Below are 20,901 nucleotides of genomic sequence, written 5' to 3'. Positions count from 1 at the left end.
GCACCGGCTGCGGTGACCGCGTCGAGGTCCGCCCCGTGGACGCCATCGAGGAGCCTTGACGTCCTCCTCCGCCTGAAGGCGGGGATTCCAACCGATCCCCCTACGCAGAAGAGAGAAAAGGTTGAGGTTCGCGGTTCACTGCCCCGCCCAACGGCTGGAGGGCTCCCCGCTCGGGAGGTCGGCCGGGGTCGGTTGGTCGGGGCAGGAACGTCACGGCACGTCCTGCCGCGATGTTCTTGGCCGCGTTCACGTCCGCGTTATCGGTGTGCCCGCAGGCGCGACAGCGAAAAACCGCTTGGCTCTCACGGTTGCCCGCTGCGCAATGCCCACAGGCATGACAGGTCTGGGATGTGTACGCGGGATCGATCTTCTCCACCCGGCCCGGTGCCTTCTGCTCCAGGCGGGTCGCCAGTTGGCCCCATCCGGCTGCGTGGATGGCCCGGTTGAGCCCGGCTTTGGCCCGCACGTTCTTCCCCGGCGCGGCGGGGGTGCCGCGCGCGGAACGGACCATAATTTTTATCTTCAGGTCTTCGACACGGATGAGGTCGAAGCGGCGGGCCAGATCGGTGGAGGTCCGCTCGACCCAGTCCTTGCGCCGGTCAGCTTCACGCGCCTTCAACCGGCCGATGGCGGTCTTGATGCGCCTGCGCCGGTTCGACCCCCGCTTCGCCCGCGCCAGCCGGCGCTGCAACCGCAACAAGCGCCTGGCCTCGGTATCGCGCAGGCCAGGCGCCGACAACAGCTCACCGGTGGACAGCGCGGCCGAGACGGCCATGCCACGGTCGACACCGACGATCTCACCCGTATCGGGGCCGTCGATCAGTGGGGAGAACATAGCGAAGCAGACGTGCCAGCGCCCCGCCCGATCCCGCTTTACCCGAAACGACTTGGCCTGGTCGGCAACATCGCGCGACCAGCGGAATCGCACCCAGCCCACCTTCGGGACCCTCACCTGACCCACCTTGCGGGACAGGCGACGCAGGTCCCACTGGTTGCCACGTTGCCCGACGATCCGGAAACCTTCGTGCACGCCCGCATTACGCCAGGTGGGCCGTCGATGCGTCCCAGCAAAGAAGTTCGCCATGGCTTGGGCGAAGTCACGCAACGCCTGCTGCTGCACCGTCTGGGAACCCGCCGCCAGCCAGGCGAACTCTTTCCTCGCTTCGGTCAACTGGCGGGACTGCGCCACATAGCCCGGCGCGCTCGCCCTGCCCGGCCGCCAATGCTGACGCTGCTCCACCGCGAGGTTCCACACAAACCGGGCATGCGCACAGTGCTCCAGCAACAGTTTCTCTTGGGCGGGCGAGGGCTCAAGCCGGAACCGCATGCCCGCACGCTAACCACCACCACCGACATTCTGAGGAGGGAACGGCGTTGCCTCCCCGGCCTGAAGCCCGGAGTCTCCACGCCGCGTAACCGATGAGAACCATCCACCCCATCGAGGCGCGGTCCCTGGAGATCCTGCGCTCACGCGTCGATCTCGCCGCACTGCCGCCCCTCACCCGGGCCGTCACCGAACGCGTCATCCACGCCAGCGCCGACCTGGAGTACGCCACCGACCTGGTCACCGACGAGGACCGCCTCCGGCAGGGGCTGCGGGCGCTGCGCGACGGCGCGCCGATCGTCACCGACGTCGCGATGGTCGCCGCCGGGATCACCGCCCGGCCGGTGATCTGCTCGATCGGCGACGTGGAGGAGAGGCCCGAGGGCCTGACCCGCTCGGCGGCCGGAATCCGGCTGTCCTACGCCAAGGCGGGACCGGGCGCGGTCTGGGTCGTCGGCAACGCGCCGACCGCGCTGGAGGAGATCATCGCCCACGGCGTCGCGCCGGCGCTCGTGATCGGCCTGCCGGTCGGGTTCGTCGGCGCGGCCGAGTCGAAGGCCGCGCTGCGCGCCAGCGGCCTGCCCGCCGTCAGCAACGTCTCGGAGAAGGGCGGGTCGGCCGTTGCCGCCGCCGCGCTCAACGCCCTGCTGTACTTCGAGGAGGGCGCGTGACCGAGCGGAGCGAGGGAACCAAGGGGCGCGCCACGGTGGTCACCCTCCCCGACGAAGGAGGGCTCATGAGTCCGCTGCTGGTGGTCGGCCACGGGACGCGCGACGACGCGGGAGTGGCCGAGTTCCACCGGTTCGTCGAGCGCCTGCGCGGGCGGCTGCCCGTGGACGTCGCCGGCGGGTTCATCGAGCTCTCGCCGCCGCCGCTGACCGACGCGGTCGCCTCGCTGTACGCCGCCGGGCACCGGCACGTCGCGGCGGTCCCCCTCGTCCTCGTGGCGGCCGGGCACGCCAAGGGCGACATGCCCGCCGCGCTGGCCCGCGAACGCGCCCGCCACCCTGGCCTGACGTACGCCTACGGCCGTCCGCTGGGCCCGCATCCGACGCTGCTGCGGCTGCTGGAGGAGCGCCTGGACGCCGTGCTGGACCGGGCCGAGCGCGCGGACACCGCGGTGCTGCTCGTCGGGCGGGGCTCCACCGACCCGGACGCCAACGCGGAGGTGTACAAGGCGGCCCGGCTGCTGTGGGAGGGACGCGGCCTGTCCATGGTGGAGACCGCGTTCGTCTCCCTGGCGCGCCCGGGAGTGCCGGAGGGCCTCGAACGCTGCCGGCGGCTCGGCGCCCGCCGCGTGGTCGTCCTGCCGTACTTCCTGTTCCCCGGCGTGCTGCCGGACCGCGTGGCGGCGGAGGCGCGGGCGTTCACGGGCGCCGAGGTGCGCTGCGCGGAGGTGATCGGCGACTGCGAGGGGCTGGCCGACCTCGTGGCCGGACGCTACGAGGAGGCGCTGCGCGGCGACATCCGCATGAACTGCGACACGTGCGTGTACCGGGCGGCGATGCCGGGTTTCGAGCACCGCGTCGGCGCGCCCCAGCGGCCGCACCACCACCCCGACGATCCCACCCACGTCCATGCCCACTGACCGGCGTCCGGCGCGGAGCGCGGCGGAGTGCCGGACGCCGGTCAGTCCGGCTTTGGGTCCTCCTCCGGAAGCCACTACCGATGTTGACCTGCGGCATCACGGCGACGCCGAGGTCGGCCCCGGGCTGGTCGACCTCGCCGTGAACGTGCGGCAGGGCACGCCGCCGGAGTGGCTCGCCGCCCTGCTGCGCGACAGCGTCGCCGGCCTCGCCGCGTACCCCGATCCGGGCCGCGCCCGGCGGGCGGTCGCGCGCCGCCACGGGCGGGACGAGGACGAGGTCCTGCTCACCGCCGGCGCCGCCGAGGCGTTCGTGCTGCTCGCCCGCGTGCTGCGGCCCCGTCACGCCGTGGTCGTGCACCCGCAGTTCACCGAGCCGGAGAGCGCCCTGCGCGCCGCCGGCCACGACGTCGCACGCGTCATCCTCACCGGCGGCTTCCGGCTCGGCCCGGTCCCCGCCGGCGCCGACCTCGTGATGATCGGCAACCCCACGAACCCCACGTCGGTCCTGCACCCGGCGCGAGAGATCGCCGCCCTCGCCGCGCCCGGGCGGACCCTCGTCGTCGACGAGGCGTTCATGGACTGCGTCCCCGGCGAGACCGAGAGCCTCGCCGGCCGCCGCCTTCCCGGCCTGGTCGTCGTGCGCAGCCTGACCAAGACCTGGGGCCTGGCCGGGCTCCGCGCCGGGTACGTGCTCGCCGAGCCCGGACTCATCGCGCGCCTGGCCACGGCGCAGCCGCTCTGGTCGGTGTCCACACCCGCGCTGGTGGCCGCCGAGGCCTGCGTCAGCCCGCGCGCGGTGGCCGAGGCCGACGCGTGGGCCCGCGACCTCACGCTGGACCGCGAACGGTTCGCCCGGGCCCTGACCGGCCTCGGTCTGCACGTCGTCCCCGGGGCACGCGCGTCCTTCCTGTGCGTACGGGTGCCCGGTGGCGCGGGCGTACGCGCGGCGCTGCGCGAGCGCGGGTACGCCGTGCGGCGCGGCGACACGTTCCCCGGCCTGGGCCCCGACTGGCTCCGCGTCGCCGTGCGCGACGAGGCGACGGTCACGGCCTTCATCGCCGAACTGACCGAAATCCTTCACTGACCGTCAGGGAGACTCATGGACCTCATCGCCGAGACGATCGCCGCGATCCGTCCGCTGGACGAGGCGGCCATGAACGCCGCACGGGCGCACCAGGATCGGCTGACCAAGCCGCGCGGCGCGCTCGGTGTGCTGGAGGAGCTGTCGGTGCGCCTCGCCGGCCTCGCCGGCGCCTGCCCGCCGCCCATGCCCGAGCCCGCCGCCGTCGCGATCTTCGCCGCCGACCACGGCGTCCACGCCCAGGGCGTCACCCCCTGGCCGCAGGAGGTCACCGGCCAGATGGTGGCCAACTTCCTCGCCGGCGGCGCGGTGGTCAACGCCTTCGCCCGCCAGACCGGCGCCGACGTACGAGTGATCGACATCGGCGTCCGGACCGACCTGCCCGCCGCGGACGGACTGATCGTCCGCAAGGCCGCCCACGGCACCGCGGACCTGACCCGCGAGCCCGCCATGACGCCCGGCCAGGTGCGCGCGGCGGTCGAGACCGGCATCGAGGTCGCCCGCGACCTGGTCGCCGCCGGCCACCGCTGTCTGGTGACCGGCGACATGGGCATCGCCAACACGACCGCCTCCGCGGCCCTCATCGCCGCGTTCACCGGCCGTGCGCCCGAGGAGGTCACCGGCTACGGCACGGGCGTCGACGAGGCCACCCACACCCGCAAGGTCCAGGTCGTGCGCTCCGCGCTGGAGCGCGCCGGCCTCGCCGGGCGGACCGGCGGGGGCGTGGGAAGCGGCTCGGGTGAGCGGAGTGGCGGGAGCGTGGGGAGCGGCTCGGGCGAACCGGTCGGCCCGCTCACCGTCCTCGCGGAGGTGGGCGGCCTGGAGCACGCGGGGATCGCGGGCTTCGTCCTCGGCGCCGCCGCCGCGCGGGTCCCGGTCGTGCTCGACGGCGTGATCGCCGGCGCCGCCGCGCTGGCCGCCGCCGCGCTCGCCCCGGACGTACGGGGCGCCTGTGTCGCGGGCCACCGGTCGGCCGAGCCGGGTCACGCCGCCGCGCTCTCGCACCTGGAGCTGCGCCCTCTCGTCGATCTCGAGCTCCGGCTCGGCGAGGGCACCGGGGCCCTGCTCGCGCTCCCGCTGGTCCAGAGCGCGGTACGCGTGCTGCACGAGGTCGCGACCTTCGACTCCGCCGGTGTGGCGGACAAGGCGTGACCAGGGACGAGTACCTTGGTGGCTGAACATGGTGACGAAGAACCCGTGAAGGCCGGTGCCCGTGGCCGTGCCTGACCCGAGCCCGACCCAGGAGACCCGAGAGTTGCCCCCCTACCTGCTCGGCCTGCGCCTCGACGGACGCCGTGTCGTGGTCGTCGGCGGTGGACGCGTCGCCCAGCGGCGCGTGCCCGCCCTGCTGGCCGCCGGCGCCGAGGTGCTTCTCGTCTCGCCGGAGGTCACCCCGGCCCTCGAGGACCTCATCGCGCGTGAGGAGCTGATCTGGGAGCGCCGGCCGTACCGTACGGGCGACTGCGACGGCGCGTGGCTCGTCCAGGCGTGCACCGACGACGGCAAGGTCAACGCCGCGGTCGCCGCGGAGGCCGAAGGCCGGCGGATCTGGTGCGTGCGGGCCGACGACGCGCAGGCGTCCGCCGCCTGGACCCCGGCGAGCGGCCGGGTCGGCGAGACCTCGGTCGCGGTGCTGGCCGGCGGAGACCCCAGGCGCGCCGCCGGCGTGCGCGACGCGGTCCTCGACGGCCTGCGCGACGGCGGCATCACCGCCCGGCACTCGCGCCGCAAGCCGGTCGGCGTCGCCCTCGTGGGCGGCGGGCCGGGCGACCCGGGCCTCATCACGGTGCGCGGCCGCCGGCTGCTCGCCCAGGCCGACGTGGTGGTCACCGACCGGCTCGCGCCGCGCGAGCTTCTCGACGAGCTGCCCGGCGACGTCGAGATCGTCGACGCGGCCAAGATCCCGTACGGCCGGTCGGTCACCCAGGAGCACATCAACGCCGCGCTGGTCGAGCACGCGCGCGCCGGCCGGTTCGTCGTGCGCCTCAAGGGCGGCGACCCCTTCGTCTTCGGGCGGGGCGCCGAAGAGGTGCTCCACTGCGTGCGCGAGGGCATTCCGGTCACCGTGGTGCCCGGCGTCACGAGCGCGATCGCCGTGCCCTCCGCGGTCGGCGTCCCGGTCACCCACCGGGGCGTCGCGCAGGAGTTCCACGTCGTATCCGCGCACGTCGCGCCGGGGGACCCCGCCTCGACGGTCGACTGGGAGGCGCTCGGGCGCTCCCACGGCACCCTCATCCTCCTCATGGCCGTCGAACGGATGCGTGTGATCGCGGACACTCTCATGCGCTATGGTCGATCGCCGGACACACCTGTCGCGGTGATCCAGAACGGTACGCTGCAGAGCCAGCGGACGCTCATGGCGAGCCTCGCGACTGTTGCGGACCAGATGACGGCCAGCGGAGTACGGCCACCGGCGATCATCGTCGCCGGAGAGGTCGTCCAGGTGGCTCAAGAGATCGAATTGCTGCGAGCGGATATGGGGCGGCTCCGTGACACCCCCGGCTGATCAGGGCACCGCCAAGCACAGGGCGGCGTCCCTCCCACTCGACGAGGTCCTGGCCGAGCTGCGGGACCAGATCGCCTCCGTCCGGTTCGTCCTTGACGCGCCGGGCACCGAAGAGGCGACGACCACTCAGCAGGACCTGCTGAACCAGCTCGACGACTACGTGCTGCCCAGAGTGCGGCGCACCGACTCCCCGCTGCTCGTGGTGCTGAGCGGCTCCACCGGCGCCGGCAAGTCCACGCTGGTCAACACGCTCGTCGGCGCCCGGGTGAGCGCCACGGGCGTGCTGCGGCCGACCACGAGCAGCCCGATCCTGGTCTGCCACCCCGACGACGCCGACTGGTGGCTGGACGAACGCTACGTCCTGCCGGGGTTCGGCCGGGTGCTCGGCCCGGCGCCCGACGCCGTCGTCGGCGACCAGCTCGTGATCATGAAGAGCGAGGTGCTGCCGCGCGGGCTCGCGCTCCTCGACAGCCCCGACGTCGACTCGGTGTTCGAGGACCACCACGAGTTCGCCGCCCAGTTCCTGGCCGCCGCCGACATCTGGATGTGCGTGACGACCGCCGCGCGGTACGCCGACGCGCAGGTCTGGCGGTTGCTGCACCGGGCGCGCGACCACGGCGCCACCCTCGGCATCGTCCTGTCGCGGGTGCCCGAGGAGGGCGGCGAGGAGGTCGTGGCCCACTTCGCCGAGATGCTCAAGGACAACGGCCTCGAACAGGCGGCCCAGTTCACCATCCCGGAGACCAAGGTCTCCGGTGGCATGCTGCCCAAAGAGATGTCCGACGAGGTGCACGAGTGGCTGACCGGAATCACTGAAGACGAAGATGGCCGCGCCGAGGTGATCAGGTCTACGCTTGGTAGCGTGCTGGACACCTTCCGTACGCGCGTTCCCGAGCTCGCCAAGCGGGTGGAGGAGCAGGTCGCTCTGCGCACGGTGCTGCGCGAGGAGGTCGAGGCCGCGTACGCCGGGGCCCTGGCCGAACTCGACGAGGCCACGCGCAACGGCTCGTTGCTGCGGGGCGAGGTGCTGGCGCGCTGGCAGGACTTCGCCGGCACCGGTGACCTCGAGCGCGCCCTGCAGTCGCGGGGCGGCCAGTCGGGCCACCGGGGCGGGCGCCGCCGTCGCGCTCCGGCCCGCGTACGCGCGCTGAAGATGGCGTTGCGCGGCGGTCTGGAGTCCCTCGTGCTCGCGGCCGCCGAACGCGCGGCGGAGGACGTCGTGGCCCGGTGGCAGGACCGCCCGGCGGGAGTCAACCTGCTCAAGGGGCACGCCGAAGAGCTCGGACGCGCCTCCGCCGAGCTGCCCCGGCGCGCCACCCGTGCGGTCAGCGCCTGGCAGGAGCACATCATCGACCTGATCCGCACCGAGGGGGTCACCAAGCGGTCCGTGGCCAAGTTCGTCTCCTACGACGACGAGGCGCTGTCCCTGGTGATGATGGTGGGGCTGTTCGGGTTCGGCACGAGCGACGCGCCCGTCGAGACGGGCAACAGCGCCGTGCCGCAGCGATTGCTCAAGGCGCTGTTCGGTGCCGAATCCTTGCGTAGCATGAGCGCCAAGGCCAGGGCCGACCTGCGCGGCCGGATCGGGATGCTCTACGACGAGGAGGCGATCCGGTTCGGGCAGGCACTCGACGGCGCCGGAGTGCCGGACGAGACCACACCGGTCCAGCTCTACCAGGCCACATACAACCTTGAGGTCGCCCGGTGAGCCATTGCCGGGTGCTTTCCCGACACGACGAGGAGCGCGACCGATGACGGCGACGACACCGCCGGTCTCCTCGCTTGAGGAAACCCAGACTCCACCGCGGCCCGCGGCGTCCGGCCTGTCCACCCGCCTGGACGTCCTCGACCGGCTCGTCGCCCTCGGCGAGGGCCGGGTCGACCAGTCGCTCATGGACGACGCGGCGGCGCTGCTCGCCCGCGCGGGCGAGCGCCTGCGGCTGTCCGGCGAGCACACGGTGGTCGCCCTGGCCGGCGGCACCGGTAGCGGCAAGTCATCGCTGTTCAACGCGGTGTGCGGCCTGGAGCTGTCACCCACGGGCCTGCGTCGCCCGATGACCAGCTCGGCCCACGCCTGCGTCTGGGGCCTCGGCGGCGCCGGCCCGCTGCTCGACTGGCTCGAGATCGAGTCGCGCCACCGCTACGCCCGCGCCAGCGCCCTCGACGGCGAGGGCCAGGTGGGCTCCCTGCAGGGCCTGGTCCTGCTCGACCTGCCCGACCACGACTCGATCCGCGCGGCGCACCTGGCCGAGGTGGACAAATACGTCAGCGTCGCCGACCTCATCGTCTGGGTCCTCGACCCGCAGAAGTACGCCGACTTCGCCGTCCACCGGCGCTACTTCGAGCAGCTCGCCGGCCACACCGGCGTCACCCTGATCATTCTCAACCAGATCGACCGCCTGGAGCCCGAAGAGGTCACCGAGTGCGTCAAGGACCTCCGGCGCCTGCTGGAGGCCGAGGGCATGGGCGGCCCGACCATCCTGACCACCTCCGCCAAGGCAGGCACGGGCGTCGAGGGCTTCCGCGAGGTGCTCGCCGACGCGGTCGCCGCCCGCCAGGCCCGGCTCGACCGCCTAGTCGCCGACATCGACCGCCTCGTCAAGCGCTTCGAGGGCCAGTACGGCGCCGACGAGCCCGCGGAGAAGGTCGACGACCGCCGCGCCGCCACCCTCGTCGAGGCCCTCGCGGACGCCGCCGGCGTCCCGGCCGTGGCGGAGTCCATGGAGAGCGCCTACTCCCTGCGAGCCCTCGACTACGTCGGCTGGCCGGTCGGCCGCCTGGCCGTGCGCATGCACTCCGACCCGCTGCGCCGCATGCGGCTCGGCGAGCTGCGCCAGGAGCTGCGCGCGGCCTTCACGACACCGGTGAACGCCCAGCAGGCGCACGTGGACAACGCCCTGCAGGAGGTGACGGAGGGGGTCGTCGAGGGCCTGCCGCCGTCGTGGCAGCGCTCGGTCCGCGAGGCGGGCCGGTCGAAGGCCGAACAGCTCCCGGAGGCACTCGGCAGCGCGCTGCGCGAGGCCGTGCCGAGCTTCAACCAGATACCGGCCTGGTGGTGGATCGTCCGCGCGTGGCAGTACATCCTCATCGCCGCCTCGATCCTGGGCCTGGTCTGGCTGGGCGGCGTGGTGGCCTACGGCGTGCTGAAACTCGGCCACGCACCGCTGGGCATCCTCGGCGACACGGGCGTGATCCCGTACGTGTGCCTGTTGATCGTCTGCACCCTGGGCCTGGGCGCCTTCACGTCCTCGGCGGCGCGCAACGTGATCGCCTTGTCCGCGTCCCGCCACAGCGAACGCCTGGAAGGACGAATGCGCGAGGGCATCACCATCTCCGCCCGCACGCTGGTACTCGAACCGGTCGAACGCGAACTGGCCGTGTACAGGACCTTCCGCGAAGAACTCTCCACCGCCATCGACCCGCTCGTCCACTGATCCTGCGTATCCGGCGCGTCGCCGGAGCGGCAGATGCCGACGGCGTGTCGCCGGCGTGCGCTGTGTCGGCCGGGGCCGCGTTCGCAGGGAGCGCGTCCCGAATATTTCACTCACTTTGAGTTATCCACAGGTTACGCAGGGGTCTGGTGGCGCCCACCCGATGTCCGTCACCGTGGTCGTACGAACCACATCGGCGGTAACGGACCGCCACGGACAGACCGGAGGACCCCTTCGTGAACGAGGCAGTCGTCACCGTGATCGGCTTCGTCGCCCAAGACCCCATCTTCGAGGTTCTCGCGAGCGGCACGTCCCTGATGTCGCTGCGGATCGGCAGCACCCCGCGCCGCTATGACCGGGAGATCGGCCAGTGGCGCGACGACGACCCGATGTTCCTGACGGTGACCTGTTGGCGCGCGCTCGCCGACAACCTGCAGTCCTGTGAGCTCCAGCGTGGCGACCCGATCATCGTCACGGGCAAGCTCCGCATCCGCGAGTACGTCAAGGACGGCCAAAGGCGCTTCTCCGCCCAGATCGAGGCCACCACGGTCGGCCACGACCTCAGCCGAGGCGTGGCACGCTTCCAACGCGCCCAGCGCTCCGCCTTCCCGGAAGACCGCCGCCAGGCGGACGACGTGGCCGACCGCTGGCTGGAAGCCGACCTGGAGGAGGACGCCGAAGAGCTCACCCCCCAGATCGGCGACAAGTCCGACGCCGTCGACGACACGGACGACGACGGCGACACGACCCCGTTCCGCGCCGCCGCCTAACCGACAACCGACCGCCGACCGCCGACCGGCCGCTGGCCGACCGCTGATCGGTTGCTGGCCGGCTGCGGATGGATGGGCCGCCGACCGGCTGGTGGCCGGCTGCGGATGGACGGGTCGCTGACCGGCTGGTGGCCGGCTGCGGATGGACGGGCCGCCGACCGGCTGGTGGCCGGCTGCGGATGGACGGGTCGCCGACCGGCTGGTGGCCGACTACCGATCGACCGGCTGCCGGCCGACGGCCGATCGACCGGCCGGCCGCCGACCCGCCGCCGATCGAACCGACCGCCGATCGAACCGACCGGCCGCCTACCGGCCTTCGGCTCCCGCCGCCGGTTCGACCACGGCGGTTCGGCCGTCGGCCCATCCCGCCGGTTCCCGCCGCAGCGGACCTGCCGATCCGACTTGGCTCGACGCGCCGGTCTCGACTCGGCCCGACGCGCTGCCTGATCCCCGAATGGAGAGCTATCGCTCATGACAGTCGAGTCGCATACCGGTGAGGTGGGCCGAGGTCCGCCCGGGAGGTCAGGACGGCTGGGGGTGCTGGTGGTTTCGGCTGACCGGTGTGGCCGGGGGCACGCGCAGGTCCCGAAGCCAGCCCTGTGTCGCCCGCCGGTTCCGGCCGTGGCGGCATGGCCGATTTTGGTTTGCGTGATGGGCTGGTCCCGGCTTGGCCCGACGTGCTGCCTGATTCTCCGAGTGGAGAGGTGTCGCTTATGTCGGTCGAGTCGCATATCGGTGGGGTGGGCCGAGGTGCGCCCGGGAGGTCAGGACGGCCGGGAGTGCTGGTGGCTTCGGCTGACCGGTGTGGCCGAGGGGCACGCGCAGGCCCCGAGGCTACGTAGGGCCGTTCTCTTTCGGTGGGGGAGATGTTCCAGCCCTCTGCCGACCGTCGGTTTCGATCGTTGGCTTCGGCGGTTTTTCCAACCGTTGGCTGCGGCCATCGGTTCTGGCAGGGCTGGCGCGTCGAGCTTGGTTTGCCTAGACGTGCTGGTCCTGGCTTGGCCCGACGTGCTGCCCGATTCACGAGCGGGGAGGTGTCGCTTATGTCGGTCGAGTCGCGTACTGGTGGGGTGGGCCGAGGTGCGCCCGGGAGGTCAAGAGGGCCGAGAGTGCTGGTGGTTTCGGCTGACCGGTGCGACGGAGGGGCAGCGAAGGTCCCGAGGCCACGTAGGGCAGTTTTCTTTCGGCGCACGTAGGGCCGTTCTCTTTCGGCGGGGGAGATGTTCCAGCCCTCTGCCGACCGTCGGGTCCGACCGTTGGTTCCGGCGGTTGTTTCCGGCCGTCGGTTCGGGCCGTCGGCTCGGGCCGGGTTGGCGCGCCGGGCTCGATTTGGCTCGACGTGCCGGTTCTGGCCTGGCTCGATGGGCTCAATCCCGAATGGAGGGTTATCGCTTATGCCAGTCGAGTCGCATACCGGTGAGGTGAGCCGAGGTGCGCCCGGGAGGCCAAGAGGGCCGGGAGTGCTCCTGACCTCGGCCGACCGCGGGCAAGGGACATGCGGAGACACCACTGCAGGCCAGAGACCTCCATCCGCGGTTTCCACGTGTGGGAAGGGGGAGGCGATGCGTATCCGGAGAGGCGTCTCCTGGATCTGAGAGCCGAGGCCCCGTGAGAGTGCCCCGGGGTGAGAGATCTGAGAGGAGGTGTCCCCGCCGGGGCTGGGAGCTGGAGCCCAGGGGAGGCCTGGGGGCTGGAGTCCCCGGGGCAGAACTGAGCGCAGCTGAGAGATGAAGCCCCCAGAGGAAGTCTGGGACTGGCGTCCCTGAGATTTAGGAGGTGCAGTTTCTCGGGCCACGACCAGGTGGGTGTAGTCGTCGTGGAGACGGGCCGGCGAACAACGGAGCGTGCGGAGCGTGGCCACCGCTCCCACGGCGTCTGTGACGGCGAAGTCCGGTCGGTCCCGGTCGGAGGTCGGGCAGCGAAATCTGAAGGTAAGACCCGGGAGAGATCTGACAGGCCAAGCCCTGGGGCAGGGGGTTGACTCGGGTCAGATCATTCGGCCGTAGGAGGGGGCGCCGCGCAGCGGCCCTTGCGGCGGCGCGCCTGACGGTGCTCTGTGTCGCAAGGCCCGCCGCGCGGCGGCGGGCCCACGGAATGGAGCAGCCGGTCGACGGCCTCGCCGAACGGCGCGATCCGGCCACAGTCCGATCGGATCGGGTTTCGCGAGAACCTCGACCGAGATAGGCCACCTGCTGCCCGTGAAAGCCCCGGCGCCGTCGCCCCACGCGGGGCACCGGTCAAGCAGGCGGACCCGAACGCGGCGCCCACGCGGGTGCTCTGCCGGTCGGCGGTCGTAACGGACCTTGCCGGTGGGGACACCGCCCAGCACCCTGAAGGCGTGCGCGCCGCCGGGTTCGCCCTGATCAGCCGCCGTCACCTGCGGTCCAACAACAGCTGGATGCGCAACCTGCCGGGCCCGGCTCACCGGGGAGAGCCCAGCTTTGCGGCGCCTGGACCTCATGCTGCGGCTCGGGGCGTACGGCGACGGCTTCGCTGCGGTGCCGGGCGGCCTGTCGCTGGAGGCGCTTCGGCGCGCGCCGCACGGCATCGACCTCGGGCCGCTGCGCCCGCGGCTGCCCGAGGTGCTGCGCACGCCCTCGGGGCGGATCGAGCTGTGCCCGCCGCGCATCGCCGAAGACGTCGGGCGCCTGCGCGATGCCGCCGAGGTGCCGCCACGCAAGTGCGGTGTGTTGGTGTGCAGGGTCCGGGGGTGTGCCGGCTGGTGGGGCCTGCGGTGTGTTGGTGTGCAGGGTCCGGGGGTGTGCCGGCTGGTGGGGCCTGCGGTGTGTTGGTGTGCAGGGTCCGGGGGTGTGCCGGCAGGTAGGAACTGCGTGTGTCGGTGTGCAGATCCACGGTTTGCCGGCAGGCAGGGTCTGCGGTTGTGTGCTGGCAGGCAAGGCGTGGTGGCTCGGCCCGGGTGGACGTTGGCCAGCGGGGTCGGGCGGGCGGCAGGGCGGCGGCCCTGTCGGCGTCAGATCCAGGAGACTCCGCGCATCCTGATTCCCTTTCCGGAAATGGTGCGTCCCACCCGGCGTCGGTCCGGATGGGGGTTACGGGGCACTCAGGGGGGCGATGAGCGCCTGCGGGCCTGAGCGTACGCCCTTCATCCGCCGGGCGTCCTAAGAAGGTACAGCTTTTCCTGCCCACTCCGCACACATTGCAACTATCCTATTACTGAATGTGATTCGATGATGAGGTGAGCGCGGGCGGCTCTCAGCCAGAGGGTGGTCCCGACGTGCGGCTCTGGCCCGATCCGTTGGGGGAATGATGACGGCACTGCATCAGTCGGCCGCCGAGGACCGGGGCGACGTGACCAGAAAGCCTCCACGCTGGCCACTGTTGGCCCAACCGGCGCCGATCATTGCGTACGTCGTCGTGGTCGTGGGGCTGCACTTCGTCCTGATCGGCATGCTCGCCGCGCGTACGGAGTGGCGGCCGGCGGCGCTGCTCACGTTCGCGGCTCTGATGGGGGCCGGTGCGCTCTGCATCGAGGCCTCGCGGCGGCTCGGCATGCCCGCGGGCATCGGGCGTGACCTGCTCTCCGCCTGGTGGCTTCCCGTGGCACTGCTGCTGCCACCGGTGTACGCGCTGCTGATCCCGATCCCGATGCAGGCGTTGCTGCAACTGCGCGTACGCCGCACGCTGCTGCACCGGCGGGCCATCGTCTCCGCCGCGCACGGTCTGGCGGGCGCCACGGCCTCGGCGGCCTTCCACCTCGTCGTGCCCGATCCGCTTCAGGCCGGCACGCGGTGGCTCGTCGATCTCGAGGCCGTCCTCCCGGCGATGGTCGCGTGCGCCGTGCTGTTCACAGTGATCAACACGGCGATCGTGGCGGTGGCCGCGCACAGCTCCGCGCCGGGCTGCCGCTGGCACGAGCATCTGCGCAACCGCGAGCATCTGGTTCTCGACGTCGTCGAGCTCTGCCTCGGCGTTCTCGTCACGATCGCCTGCGCGCTCAGTCCCGCGCTGATCCTCGTCGCGCTGCCGCCGGTGATGCTGCTCCAGCGCAGCCTCATGCACCAGCAGCTTCAGGCCGCCGCGCGTACGGACGCCAAGACCGGTCTGCTCAACGCCGCGGCCTGGCAGCGGGAGGCCGACACCGAGATCGCCCGCGCCAACCGTACGGGCGAGTCCCTCGCCCTCCTGCTGATCGACATCGACCACTTCAAACGGGTCAACGACGCCCACGGGCACCTGGCGGGCGACCAGGTGCTGATCGGGGTCGCCGGCACGCTCGTCAGCCAGTTGCGCGAGTACGACGTCGTGGGCCGGTTCGGCGGCGAGGAGTTCGTCGTCCTTCTGCCGGGCGCCGACATTCTGGAGGGCTGCCGCGTGGCCGAACGCCTCCGCAACCGCGTACGCCGGCTGTCCGTGCCGGCCGACGACGAGTCGGTCACCGTCACGGTCTCGGTCGGCGTCGCCCTGTTCCGTACCCACGGCCAGGACCTCCTCGAGCTCCTCGCCTCCGCCGACCTCGCCCTCTACCGGGCCAAGAAGTCCGGTCGCGACCGCATCTGCCTCCCCGCGACCCAGAAGGCCTGAGCCTCCGTAACATCGATCACACCGGCAACATCCACTCGGCGGGCGCGAGGACCGTCACGGCGGAAACGGCGGAGAAACGACCCCACGACATCCGCTCAGGCCGGTAAGGCCACCGCCCCGGAGGCCATAGGCTTGGGTGCATGCCGGAGTACATCTACACGATGCAGCGTGCCCGCAAAGCACACGGTGACAAGGTCATTCTCGACGATGTCACCCTCAGCTTCCTTCCCGGAGCAAAGATCGGCGTCGTCGGACCCAACGGCGCCGGCAAGTCCACGCTGCTCCGGATGATGGCCGGCCTCGAGCAGCCCTCCAACGGCGAGGCTCGGCTGATGCCAGGGTTCACCGTCGGCATCCTCCAGCAGGAGCCTCCGCTCAACGAGGACAAGACCGTCCTCGGCAACGTCGAGGAGGGTGTCGCCGAGACCAAGGCGATGCTCGACCGGTTCAACGAGATCGCCGAGAAGATGGCGACCGACTACTCCGACGAACTGCTCGAAGAGATGGGCAAGCTCCAGGAGCAGCTCGACCACCGCAACGCCTGGGACCTCGACAGCCAGCTCGAGCAGGCGATGGACGCCCTCCGCTGTCCGCCTCAGGACGCGGACGTCACGAAGCTCTCCGGCGGTGAGCGTCGCCGCGTGGCCCTGTGCAAGCTCCTCCTCGAGGCGCCCGACCTCCTGCTCCTCGACGAGCCCACCAACCACCTCGACGCCGAGAGTGTGCAGTGGCTGGAGCAGTTCCTGGAAAAGTACGAAGGCACCGTCCTGGCCGTCACCCACGACCGGTACTTCCTCGACAACGTGGCCGGCTGGATCTGCGAGGTCGACCGCGGCCGTCTCGTCGGGTACGAGGGCAACTACTCGACCTACCTGGAGAAGAAGGCCGAGCGCCTCAAGGTCGAGGGGCAGAAGGACGCCAAGAAGAAGAAGCGTCTGGAGCAGGAGCTCGAATGGGTCCGCTCCAACCCGAAGGCCCGCCAGACCAAGAGCAAGGCCCGGCTCCAGCGCTACGAGGAGATGGCGGCCGAGGCGGCCAAGACCCGCAAGCTCGACTTCGAGGAGATCCAGATCCCGCCGGGCCCGCGCCTGGGCACCACGGTGATCGTCGCCGATCACCTCACCAAGGGCTTCGACGACCGTCTCCTGATGGAGAATCTCTCCTTCAACCTGCCGCCGAACGGCATCGTCGGCGTCATCGGCCCGAACGGCGTCGGCAAGACCACGCTGTTCCGCATGATCGTCAATGCGGCCGGCGCGGGTGCCCCGGAGGGTGTCACGGCGGACGAGAAGCCCGACGAGGGCAGCCTCAAGGTCGGCGACACCGTCAAGATCTCCTACGTCGACCAGAGCCGTGGCGGCATCGCCCCGGACAAGAACGTCTGGCAGGTGGTCTCCGACGGTCTCGACCACATCAAGGTCGGCCAGGTGGAGATGCCGAGCCGTGCGTACGTCGCGGCCTTCGGCTTCAAGGGCCCGGATCAGCAGAAGCCCGCCGGTGTGCTGTCCGGCGGTGAGCGCAACCGCCTCAACCTCGCGCTCACCCTCAAGCAGGGCGGCAACGTCCTCCTGCTCGACGAGCCCACCAACGACCTGGACGTCGAGACGCTGAGCTCGCTGGAGAACGCCCTGCTGGAGTTCCCCGGCTGTGCCGTGATCACGTCACACGACCGGTGGTTCCTCGACCGCATCGCCACGCACATCCTGGCGTGGGAAGAGGGTTCGAGCTGGTTCTGGTTCGAGGGCAACTTCGCCGACTACGAGAAGAACAAGATCGAGCGCCTGGGCGCCGAGGCGGCCCGTCCGCACCGCGTCACCCACCGCAAACTCACCCGCTGACCACGCACGCCGGACACCCGGCGGCACGATCGGGGGAGCGCGCCGCGCCGCCCCCGGCCGTGTCGCCGTCGGCGTTCAGCGTCAGCCGAGGTGCGCGAGCACGTTGACCACCGTGCCGCCCGGGTCCTCCACGAAGAAGCGACGCACGCCCCAGGGCTCGTCGGTGAGCGGATACACCACGCGTAGCCCGCGGCGTACGGCCTCGGCGTACGCGGCATCGACGGCCGCCGGTTCACCGACGTCGATTCCGAGACGCGGCGCAACGTCCTCCACGCCGCGTACCGGAATGATCACCTGCGCGGTGGGGTTGCCCGGCGATCTCAGCCCGAGGATCGGATCCTCCATCGCGACCTCGAGCCCGAGCACCCCGACGTAGAAGTCCCGGGAGGCGGCGATGTCGTCCGTATCGGCGTAAGGGTGGATTCTCCTGATCACACGCAGCATCATCCCCGTCCCCGCCTCCCCATGACTTGGACGAATGGGAGCCCCGCCGTACCCCGGCGGAGGTGAGGCAGGGAGACTTGGGGCGACCTGTACGGCCTCGCGAGATGGATGATGCATGGTTCAGCCTGCCCTCGACACCGATCGGCGCGATGGGGTTCGCCGCCACATTCACGAGTTCCAGGTGCGGTTCGGCGACATCGACGTGCTCGGGCACGTGAACAACTGCCGCTACCTCACCTACCTCGAAGACGCGCGCGTGTCGATGTTCCGGCTCGATCCCGTGCGTGAGGGGGCGGCGCCGCTCAAGGGACTGGTCGTCGCCCGGCACGAGATCGACTACAAACGGCCGCTGCTGTTCCGGCCGGACCCGGTCCGCGTGGAGACCTGGGTGACCGAGCTGCGCTCCGCGTCGTTCACGCTCGCGTACGAGATCCGGGACGACGAGCACCTCTACGTTCGCGCGTCGTCGGTGATCGTCGCGTACGACCTGGAGAACACCCGCTCCCGCCGGCTCGGCAAGGACGAGATCGCCTTCCTCACCGCCTACCGATGAGCGGAACGCCGCTGGCGACATTTCAGTAACAAACCCGACAGAAGTACCTCTTTACCCATTCTTGCCCGTAATGTCACGCCTGCCCAATGGCGCGATCACATAGGGGTGAGAATGCGAAGGGTCTCACGAGGGTTGCTGGCCGTGGCGCTCGCGGCGGGTCTCAGCGGTGTCGCGGGCACCGCGCACGCGGCGACCGCCAAGGCGGATGACGACATTCTGGCCAGGCTCAAGGCGATCCCCGGCATGACGGTGCAGGAGAAGACCTCCTCCCTCACCGGCTACCGGTGGTTCTGGCTGGACTACCGTCAGCCCGTCGACCATCGGCACCCGGACAAGGGCTGGTTCGAACAGCGCGTTCTGCTCGAGCACAAGTCCGACGACCGGCCCATGGTCCTTTACACCAGCGGTTACAACACTCCCGAGACGATGTTCCTGTCCGAGCCGACCGCGCTGGTCGACGGCAACCAGATCTCGGTGGAGTACCGGTTCTTCGACCCGTCGATCCCGCAGCCCGCGCAGTGGACCAAGGACACGATCTGGCAGGCCGCGACGGACGAGCACGTGCTCGTCAAGGCGCTGAAGACGATCTACCACGGCAAGTGGATCTCCACCGGCGCGAGCAAGGGCGGCATGACCGCCACGTACCACAAGCGCTTCTACCCGAACGACGTCGACGGCACGGTGGCCTACGTCGCGCCGAACGACGTGAACAACAAGGACGACAGCGCGTACGACCGGTTCTTCAAGACGGTGGGCACCGACCCGAAGTGCCGTACGGACCTGCAGGACCTCCAGCGCGAGCTGCTCAAGCGCCGCACCGAGATCGAGGCGCGGATGACCGCCGCCGCGCAGGAGGCGGGCTACACCTGGAACATCGTCAAGTCCGTCGACGTCGCCTTCGAGAACTCGGTGATGGACTTCGAGTGGGCGTTCTGGCAGTACCACCTGCAGGCGGAGTGCAAGGACGTGCCGCCCACGACCGCCTCGACCGATGACATCTACGACTACTTCGACCTGATCTCCGGTGCCCTGACCTACACGGACCAGGGTCTGCAGCAGTTCGTCCCGTACTACTACCAGGCGGGCACCCAGCTCGGCTGGCCGTCGCCCAGCTTCAAGTACCTGCACCCCCTGCTCCGCCACGAGAGCACCTACCAGCCGCGGACGTACGTCCCGCGGGACATCCCGATGACGTTCGACCCGAACGCCATGAAGGACATCGACCACTGGGTGCGGACGAGCGCGACGCACATGGCGTTCATCTACGGCCAGAACGACCCGTGGGGCGCCGAGCCGTTCCGCGTCGGCCCGCACGCCCGTGACTCGAAGGTCTACGTGTCGCCGGGGCAGAACCACAGCGCCCATCTCATCGCGACGCTGCCGGCCGCGCAGAAGGCGGAGGTGACCGCTGACCTGCTCCGCTGGGCCGGTGTCTCCTCGCCGGCGCAGCAGGCCAAGGCCCTCGTCGGCCCGCAGGTCACCGAGGACCCGATCCTGGCGCAACACCCGCGCCTCTGATCCGCCGGGAAACCCCCGCCGAGACGCCTCGGCGGGGGTTTCTTTAACCCCATGATTATCTCGATATATGAGACGTTAGTATCGCATTATGAACAGGCGGTGGTTGATCCTCATTGTCGGGCTGTTCGCGATGATCGCCGGATGCGCGTACCAGTACGGCCTTCCCTACCTGATCCCGGCGCTCCGGGCGGACCGGGGGCTCTCCCTGCGCGACGCGGCGACGCTCATCTCCTGCCCCGTCGCCGGGCTGCTGATCGCGCTGGCGCTCTGGGGGATCGCCGCCGACCGCTGGGGCGAGCGGATCATCCTCTCCATCGGCCTGACCATCGCCGGCCTCGCGCTGCTGGCCGCCACCACCGTGGCGAGCACCCCCGCGCTGGGCGCCTGCTTCTTCGTCGCCGGCGCGGGCGGCGCGTCGATCCACGCGGCCAGCGGCCGGCTGATCCTCGGCTGGTTCGCCGCGCACGAGCGCGGCCTGGCCATGGGCGTACGGCAGACGGGGCAGCCGCTCGGCGTCGGGCTCGCCGCGCTGACCCTGCCGCCGCTGGCGGCCCACGCGGGACTGCACGGCGGCCTGTACCTGCTGGCCGGCTGCTGCCTGGCGGCCGCGCTCCTCGTCGGGGTGCTGGTCCGCGACCCCGAGCGGCCGGAGGCGGGCGACGACGAGCACCGCGGGCGGTCGCCGTACCGCACGCCGGTGCTCTGGCGGATCCACGCGGCGAGCGCGCTGCTGGTCGTGCCGCAGTTCGCGGTGTCCGCGTTCGCCCTGGTCTACCTGGTCGACGCACGTGGCTGGGACGCCGCGACGGCGGGCCGGGTGCTGGCGGTCGCGCAGGTCGGCGGCGCCGTCGCCCGGCTCGTCGTCGGGCACTGGTCCGACCGGGTGGGCAGTCGCGTACGGCCGATGCGGACGCTCGCCGTGGCGATCGGCGTCATCGTGCTCGTGCTGGCGGTTGGAGCGCTGTCCGGCTCGGCCGCCGCCACCGCCGCGCTGCTCGCCGCCGCCGTGCTCACGGTGACCACGAACGGGCTCGCCTTCACCGCGGTCGCGGAGTACGCCGGGCGCTCGTGGGCCGGGCGCGCCCTCGGCATCCAGAACACCGGCCAGAACCTGCTGGCCGCGGCCACCCCGCCGGTGCTGGGCACGCTCGTCTCCGGCACGGCGTACGGTACGGCGTTCGCCACCGCGGTGGCGTTTCCGCTGGTCGCCGCGCTGCTGGTGCCCGGCCGTCTCGGCACGGGGCGACCGGTCGCGGCGCCCGAGGCCGGCCTCGACCGCTCGTGAGCTCTCAGCGCCCGCGCGCCC

General features: G+C 71.3%; 15 protein-coding genes. 13 read left to right on the top strand and 2 right to left on the bottom strand.

The features are described 5' to 3' along the window. Positions 1–100 precede the first annotated feature (100 nt). On the bottom strand, positions 101–1,327 hold the full coding sequence (locus ABEA10_RS35430; RefSeq protein ID WP_345471491.1) for an RNA-guided endonuclease InsQ/TnpB family protein: 1,227 nt from the start codon (positions 1,325–1,327) through the stop codon (positions 101–103). Between the two features lie 92 nt (positions 1,328–1,419). On the opposite strand from ABEA10_RS35430, the gene ABEA10_RS35425 reads away from it, so the two are divergent. The 10 genes from ABEA10_RS35425 to ettA all read left to right on the top strand — a co-directional run bounded on the left by ABEA10_RS35425 (position 1,420) and on the right by ettA (position 17,080). Beyond that, complete coding sequence (locus ABEA10_RS35425; RefSeq protein ID WP_345471489.1) at positions 1,420–1,995, top strand: precorrin-8X methylmutase; 576 nt, start codon at positions 1,420–1,422, stop codon at positions 1,993–1,995. Then, positions 1,992–2,912, top strand: a complete 921-nt coding sequence (locus tag ABEA10_RS35420; protein ID WP_345471487.1) for a sirohydrochlorin chelatase — start codon at positions 1,992–1,994, stop codon at positions 2,910–2,912. Before ABEA10_RS35425 ends, ABEA10_RS35420 begins: the two co-directional genes overlap by 4 nt. A gap of 52 nt (positions 2,913–2,964) precedes the next feature. Further along, a complete protein-coding gene (cobC, locus tag ABEA10_RS35415; RefSeq protein ID WP_345471485.1) occupies positions 2,965–3,996 on the top strand; it encodes an Rv2231c family histidinol phosphate aminotransferase CobC in 1,032 nt (343 codons plus the stop codon). Positions 3,997–4,011: 15 nt separating this feature from the next. Next, a complete protein-coding gene (locus ABEA10_RS35410; RefSeq protein ID WP_345471483.1) occupies positions 4,012–5,145 on the top strand; it encodes a nicotinate-nucleotide--dimethylbenzimidazole phosphoribosyltransferase in 1,134 nt (377 codons plus the stop codon). Between the two features lie 103 nt (positions 5,146–5,248). Further along, positions 5,249–6,499, top strand: a complete 1,251-nt coding sequence (cobA, locus tag ABEA10_RS35405; RefSeq protein WP_329262284.1) for a uroporphyrinogen-III C-methyltransferase — start codon at positions 5,249–5,251, stop codon at positions 6,497–6,499. Beyond that, entirely contained in the window at positions 6,483–8,207 is a 1,725-nt protein-coding gene (locus ABEA10_RS35400) for a GTPase family protein (RefSeq protein WP_345471481.1), read from the top strand. The genes cobA and ABEA10_RS35400 overlap by 17 nt, the downstream gene beginning before the upstream one ends. A 43-nt stretch (positions 8,208–8,250) precedes the next feature. Beyond that, on the top strand, positions 8,251–9,933 hold the full coding sequence (locus ABEA10_RS35395; RefSeq protein WP_345471479.1) for a GTPase family protein: 1,683 nt from the start codon (positions 8,251–8,253) through the stop codon (positions 9,931–9,933). A gap of 233 nt (positions 9,934–10,166) precedes the next feature. Next, positions 10,167–10,700 carry a single-stranded DNA-binding protein gene (locus tag ABEA10_RS35390; RefSeq protein WP_345471477.1) on the top strand — a complete coding sequence of 178 codons (534 nt, stop codon included), beginning with the start codon at positions 10,167–10,169 and terminating at the stop codon, positions 10,698–10,700. Positions 10,701–14,039: 3,339 nt separating this feature from the next. Next, a complete protein-coding gene (locus tag ABEA10_RS35385) occupies positions 14,040–15,242 on the top strand; it encodes a GGDEF domain-containing protein (protein ID WP_329255495.1) in 1,203 nt (400 codons plus the stop codon). Positions 15,243–15,382: 140 nt separating this feature from the next. Further along, positions 15,383–17,080: an energy-dependent translational throttle protein EttA gene (gene ettA / locus ABEA10_RS35380; protein WP_345471474.1), complete on the top strand. Its 1,698-nt coding sequence runs from the start codon at positions 15,383–15,385 to the stop codon at positions 17,078–17,080. A gap of 81 nt (positions 17,081–17,161) precedes the next feature. Here ettA and ABEA10_RS35375 read toward each other — a convergent pair whose 3' ends face one another. Beyond that, a complete protein-coding gene (locus ABEA10_RS35375) occupies positions 17,162–17,515 on the bottom strand; it encodes a VOC family protein (protein WP_345471471.1) in 354 nt (117 codons plus the stop codon). Positions 17,516–17,639: 124 nt separating this feature from the next. Here ABEA10_RS35375 and ABEA10_RS35370 point away from each other — a divergent pair, with 124 nt between their 5' ends. From ABEA10_RS35370 to ABEA10_RS35360, 3 genes are all read left to right on the top strand, one after another. Further along, the gene (locus ABEA10_RS35370) at positions 17,640–18,077 is read left to right on the top strand and encodes an acyl-CoA thioesterase (protein WP_345471469.1); all 438 of its coding nucleotides are present in this window, start codon (positions 17,640–17,642) and stop codon (positions 18,075–18,077) included. 111 nt (positions 18,078–18,188) lie between these two features. Continuing rightward, positions 18,189–19,595 carry a S28 family serine protease gene (locus tag ABEA10_RS35365; RefSeq protein ID WP_345471467.1) on the top strand — a complete coding sequence of 469 codons (1,407 nt, stop codon included), beginning with the start codon at positions 18,189–18,191 and terminating at the stop codon, positions 19,593–19,595. 88 nt (positions 19,596–19,683) lie between these two features. Next, entirely contained in the window at positions 19,684–20,880 is a 1,197-nt protein-coding gene (locus ABEA10_RS35360) for an MFS transporter (protein WP_345471465.1), read from the top strand. Positions 20,881–20,901 lie beyond the last annotated feature (21 nt).

Source organism: Actinoallomurus oryzae, assembly GCF_039541955.1.
In the GTDB taxonomy this organism is placed as follows: Bacteria; Actinomycetota; Actinomycetes; order Streptosporangiales; family Streptosporangiaceae; genus Actinoallomurus; species Actinoallomurus oryzae.
The sequence above is the reverse complement of the archived record's forward strand: the minus strand, read 5'-3'. Positions and strand labels throughout refer to the sequence as shown.

Excerpts from the sequence above, each read along its gene's own strand:
- ABEA10_RS35365 (WP_345471467.1), top strand. The coding sequence starts at position 18,189 with ATGCGAAGGGTCTCACGAGGGTTGCTGGCCGTGGCGCTCGCGGCGGGT.
- ABEA10_RS35425 (WP_345471489.1), top strand. The coding sequence starts at position 1,420 with ATGAGAACCATCCACCCCATCGAGGCGCGGTCCCTGGAGATCCTGCGC.
- ABEA10_RS35360 (WP_345471465.1), top strand. The coding sequence starts at position 19,684 with ATGAACAGGCGGTGGTTGATCCTCATTGTCGGGCTGTTCGCGATGATC.
- ABEA10_RS35410 (WP_345471483.1), top strand. The coding sequence starts at position 4,012 with ATGGACCTCATCGCCGAGACGATCGCCGCGATCCGTCCGCTGGACGAG.
- ABEA10_RS35430 (WP_345471491.1), bottom strand. The coding sequence starts at position 1,327 with ATGCGGTTCCGGCTTGAGCCCTCGCCCGCCCAAGAGAAACTGTTGCTG.
- ABEA10_RS35395 (WP_345471479.1), top strand. The coding sequence starts at position 8,251 with ATGACGGCGACGACACCGCCGGTCTCCTCGCTTGAGGAAACCCAGACT.
- ettA (WP_345471474.1), top strand. The coding sequence starts at position 15,383 with ATGCCGGAGTACATCTACACGATGCAGCGTGCCCGCAAAGCACACGGT.
- ABEA10_RS35370 (WP_345471469.1), top strand. The coding sequence starts at position 17,640 with ATGGTTCAGCCTGCCCTCGACACCGATCGGCGCGATGGGGTTCGCCGC.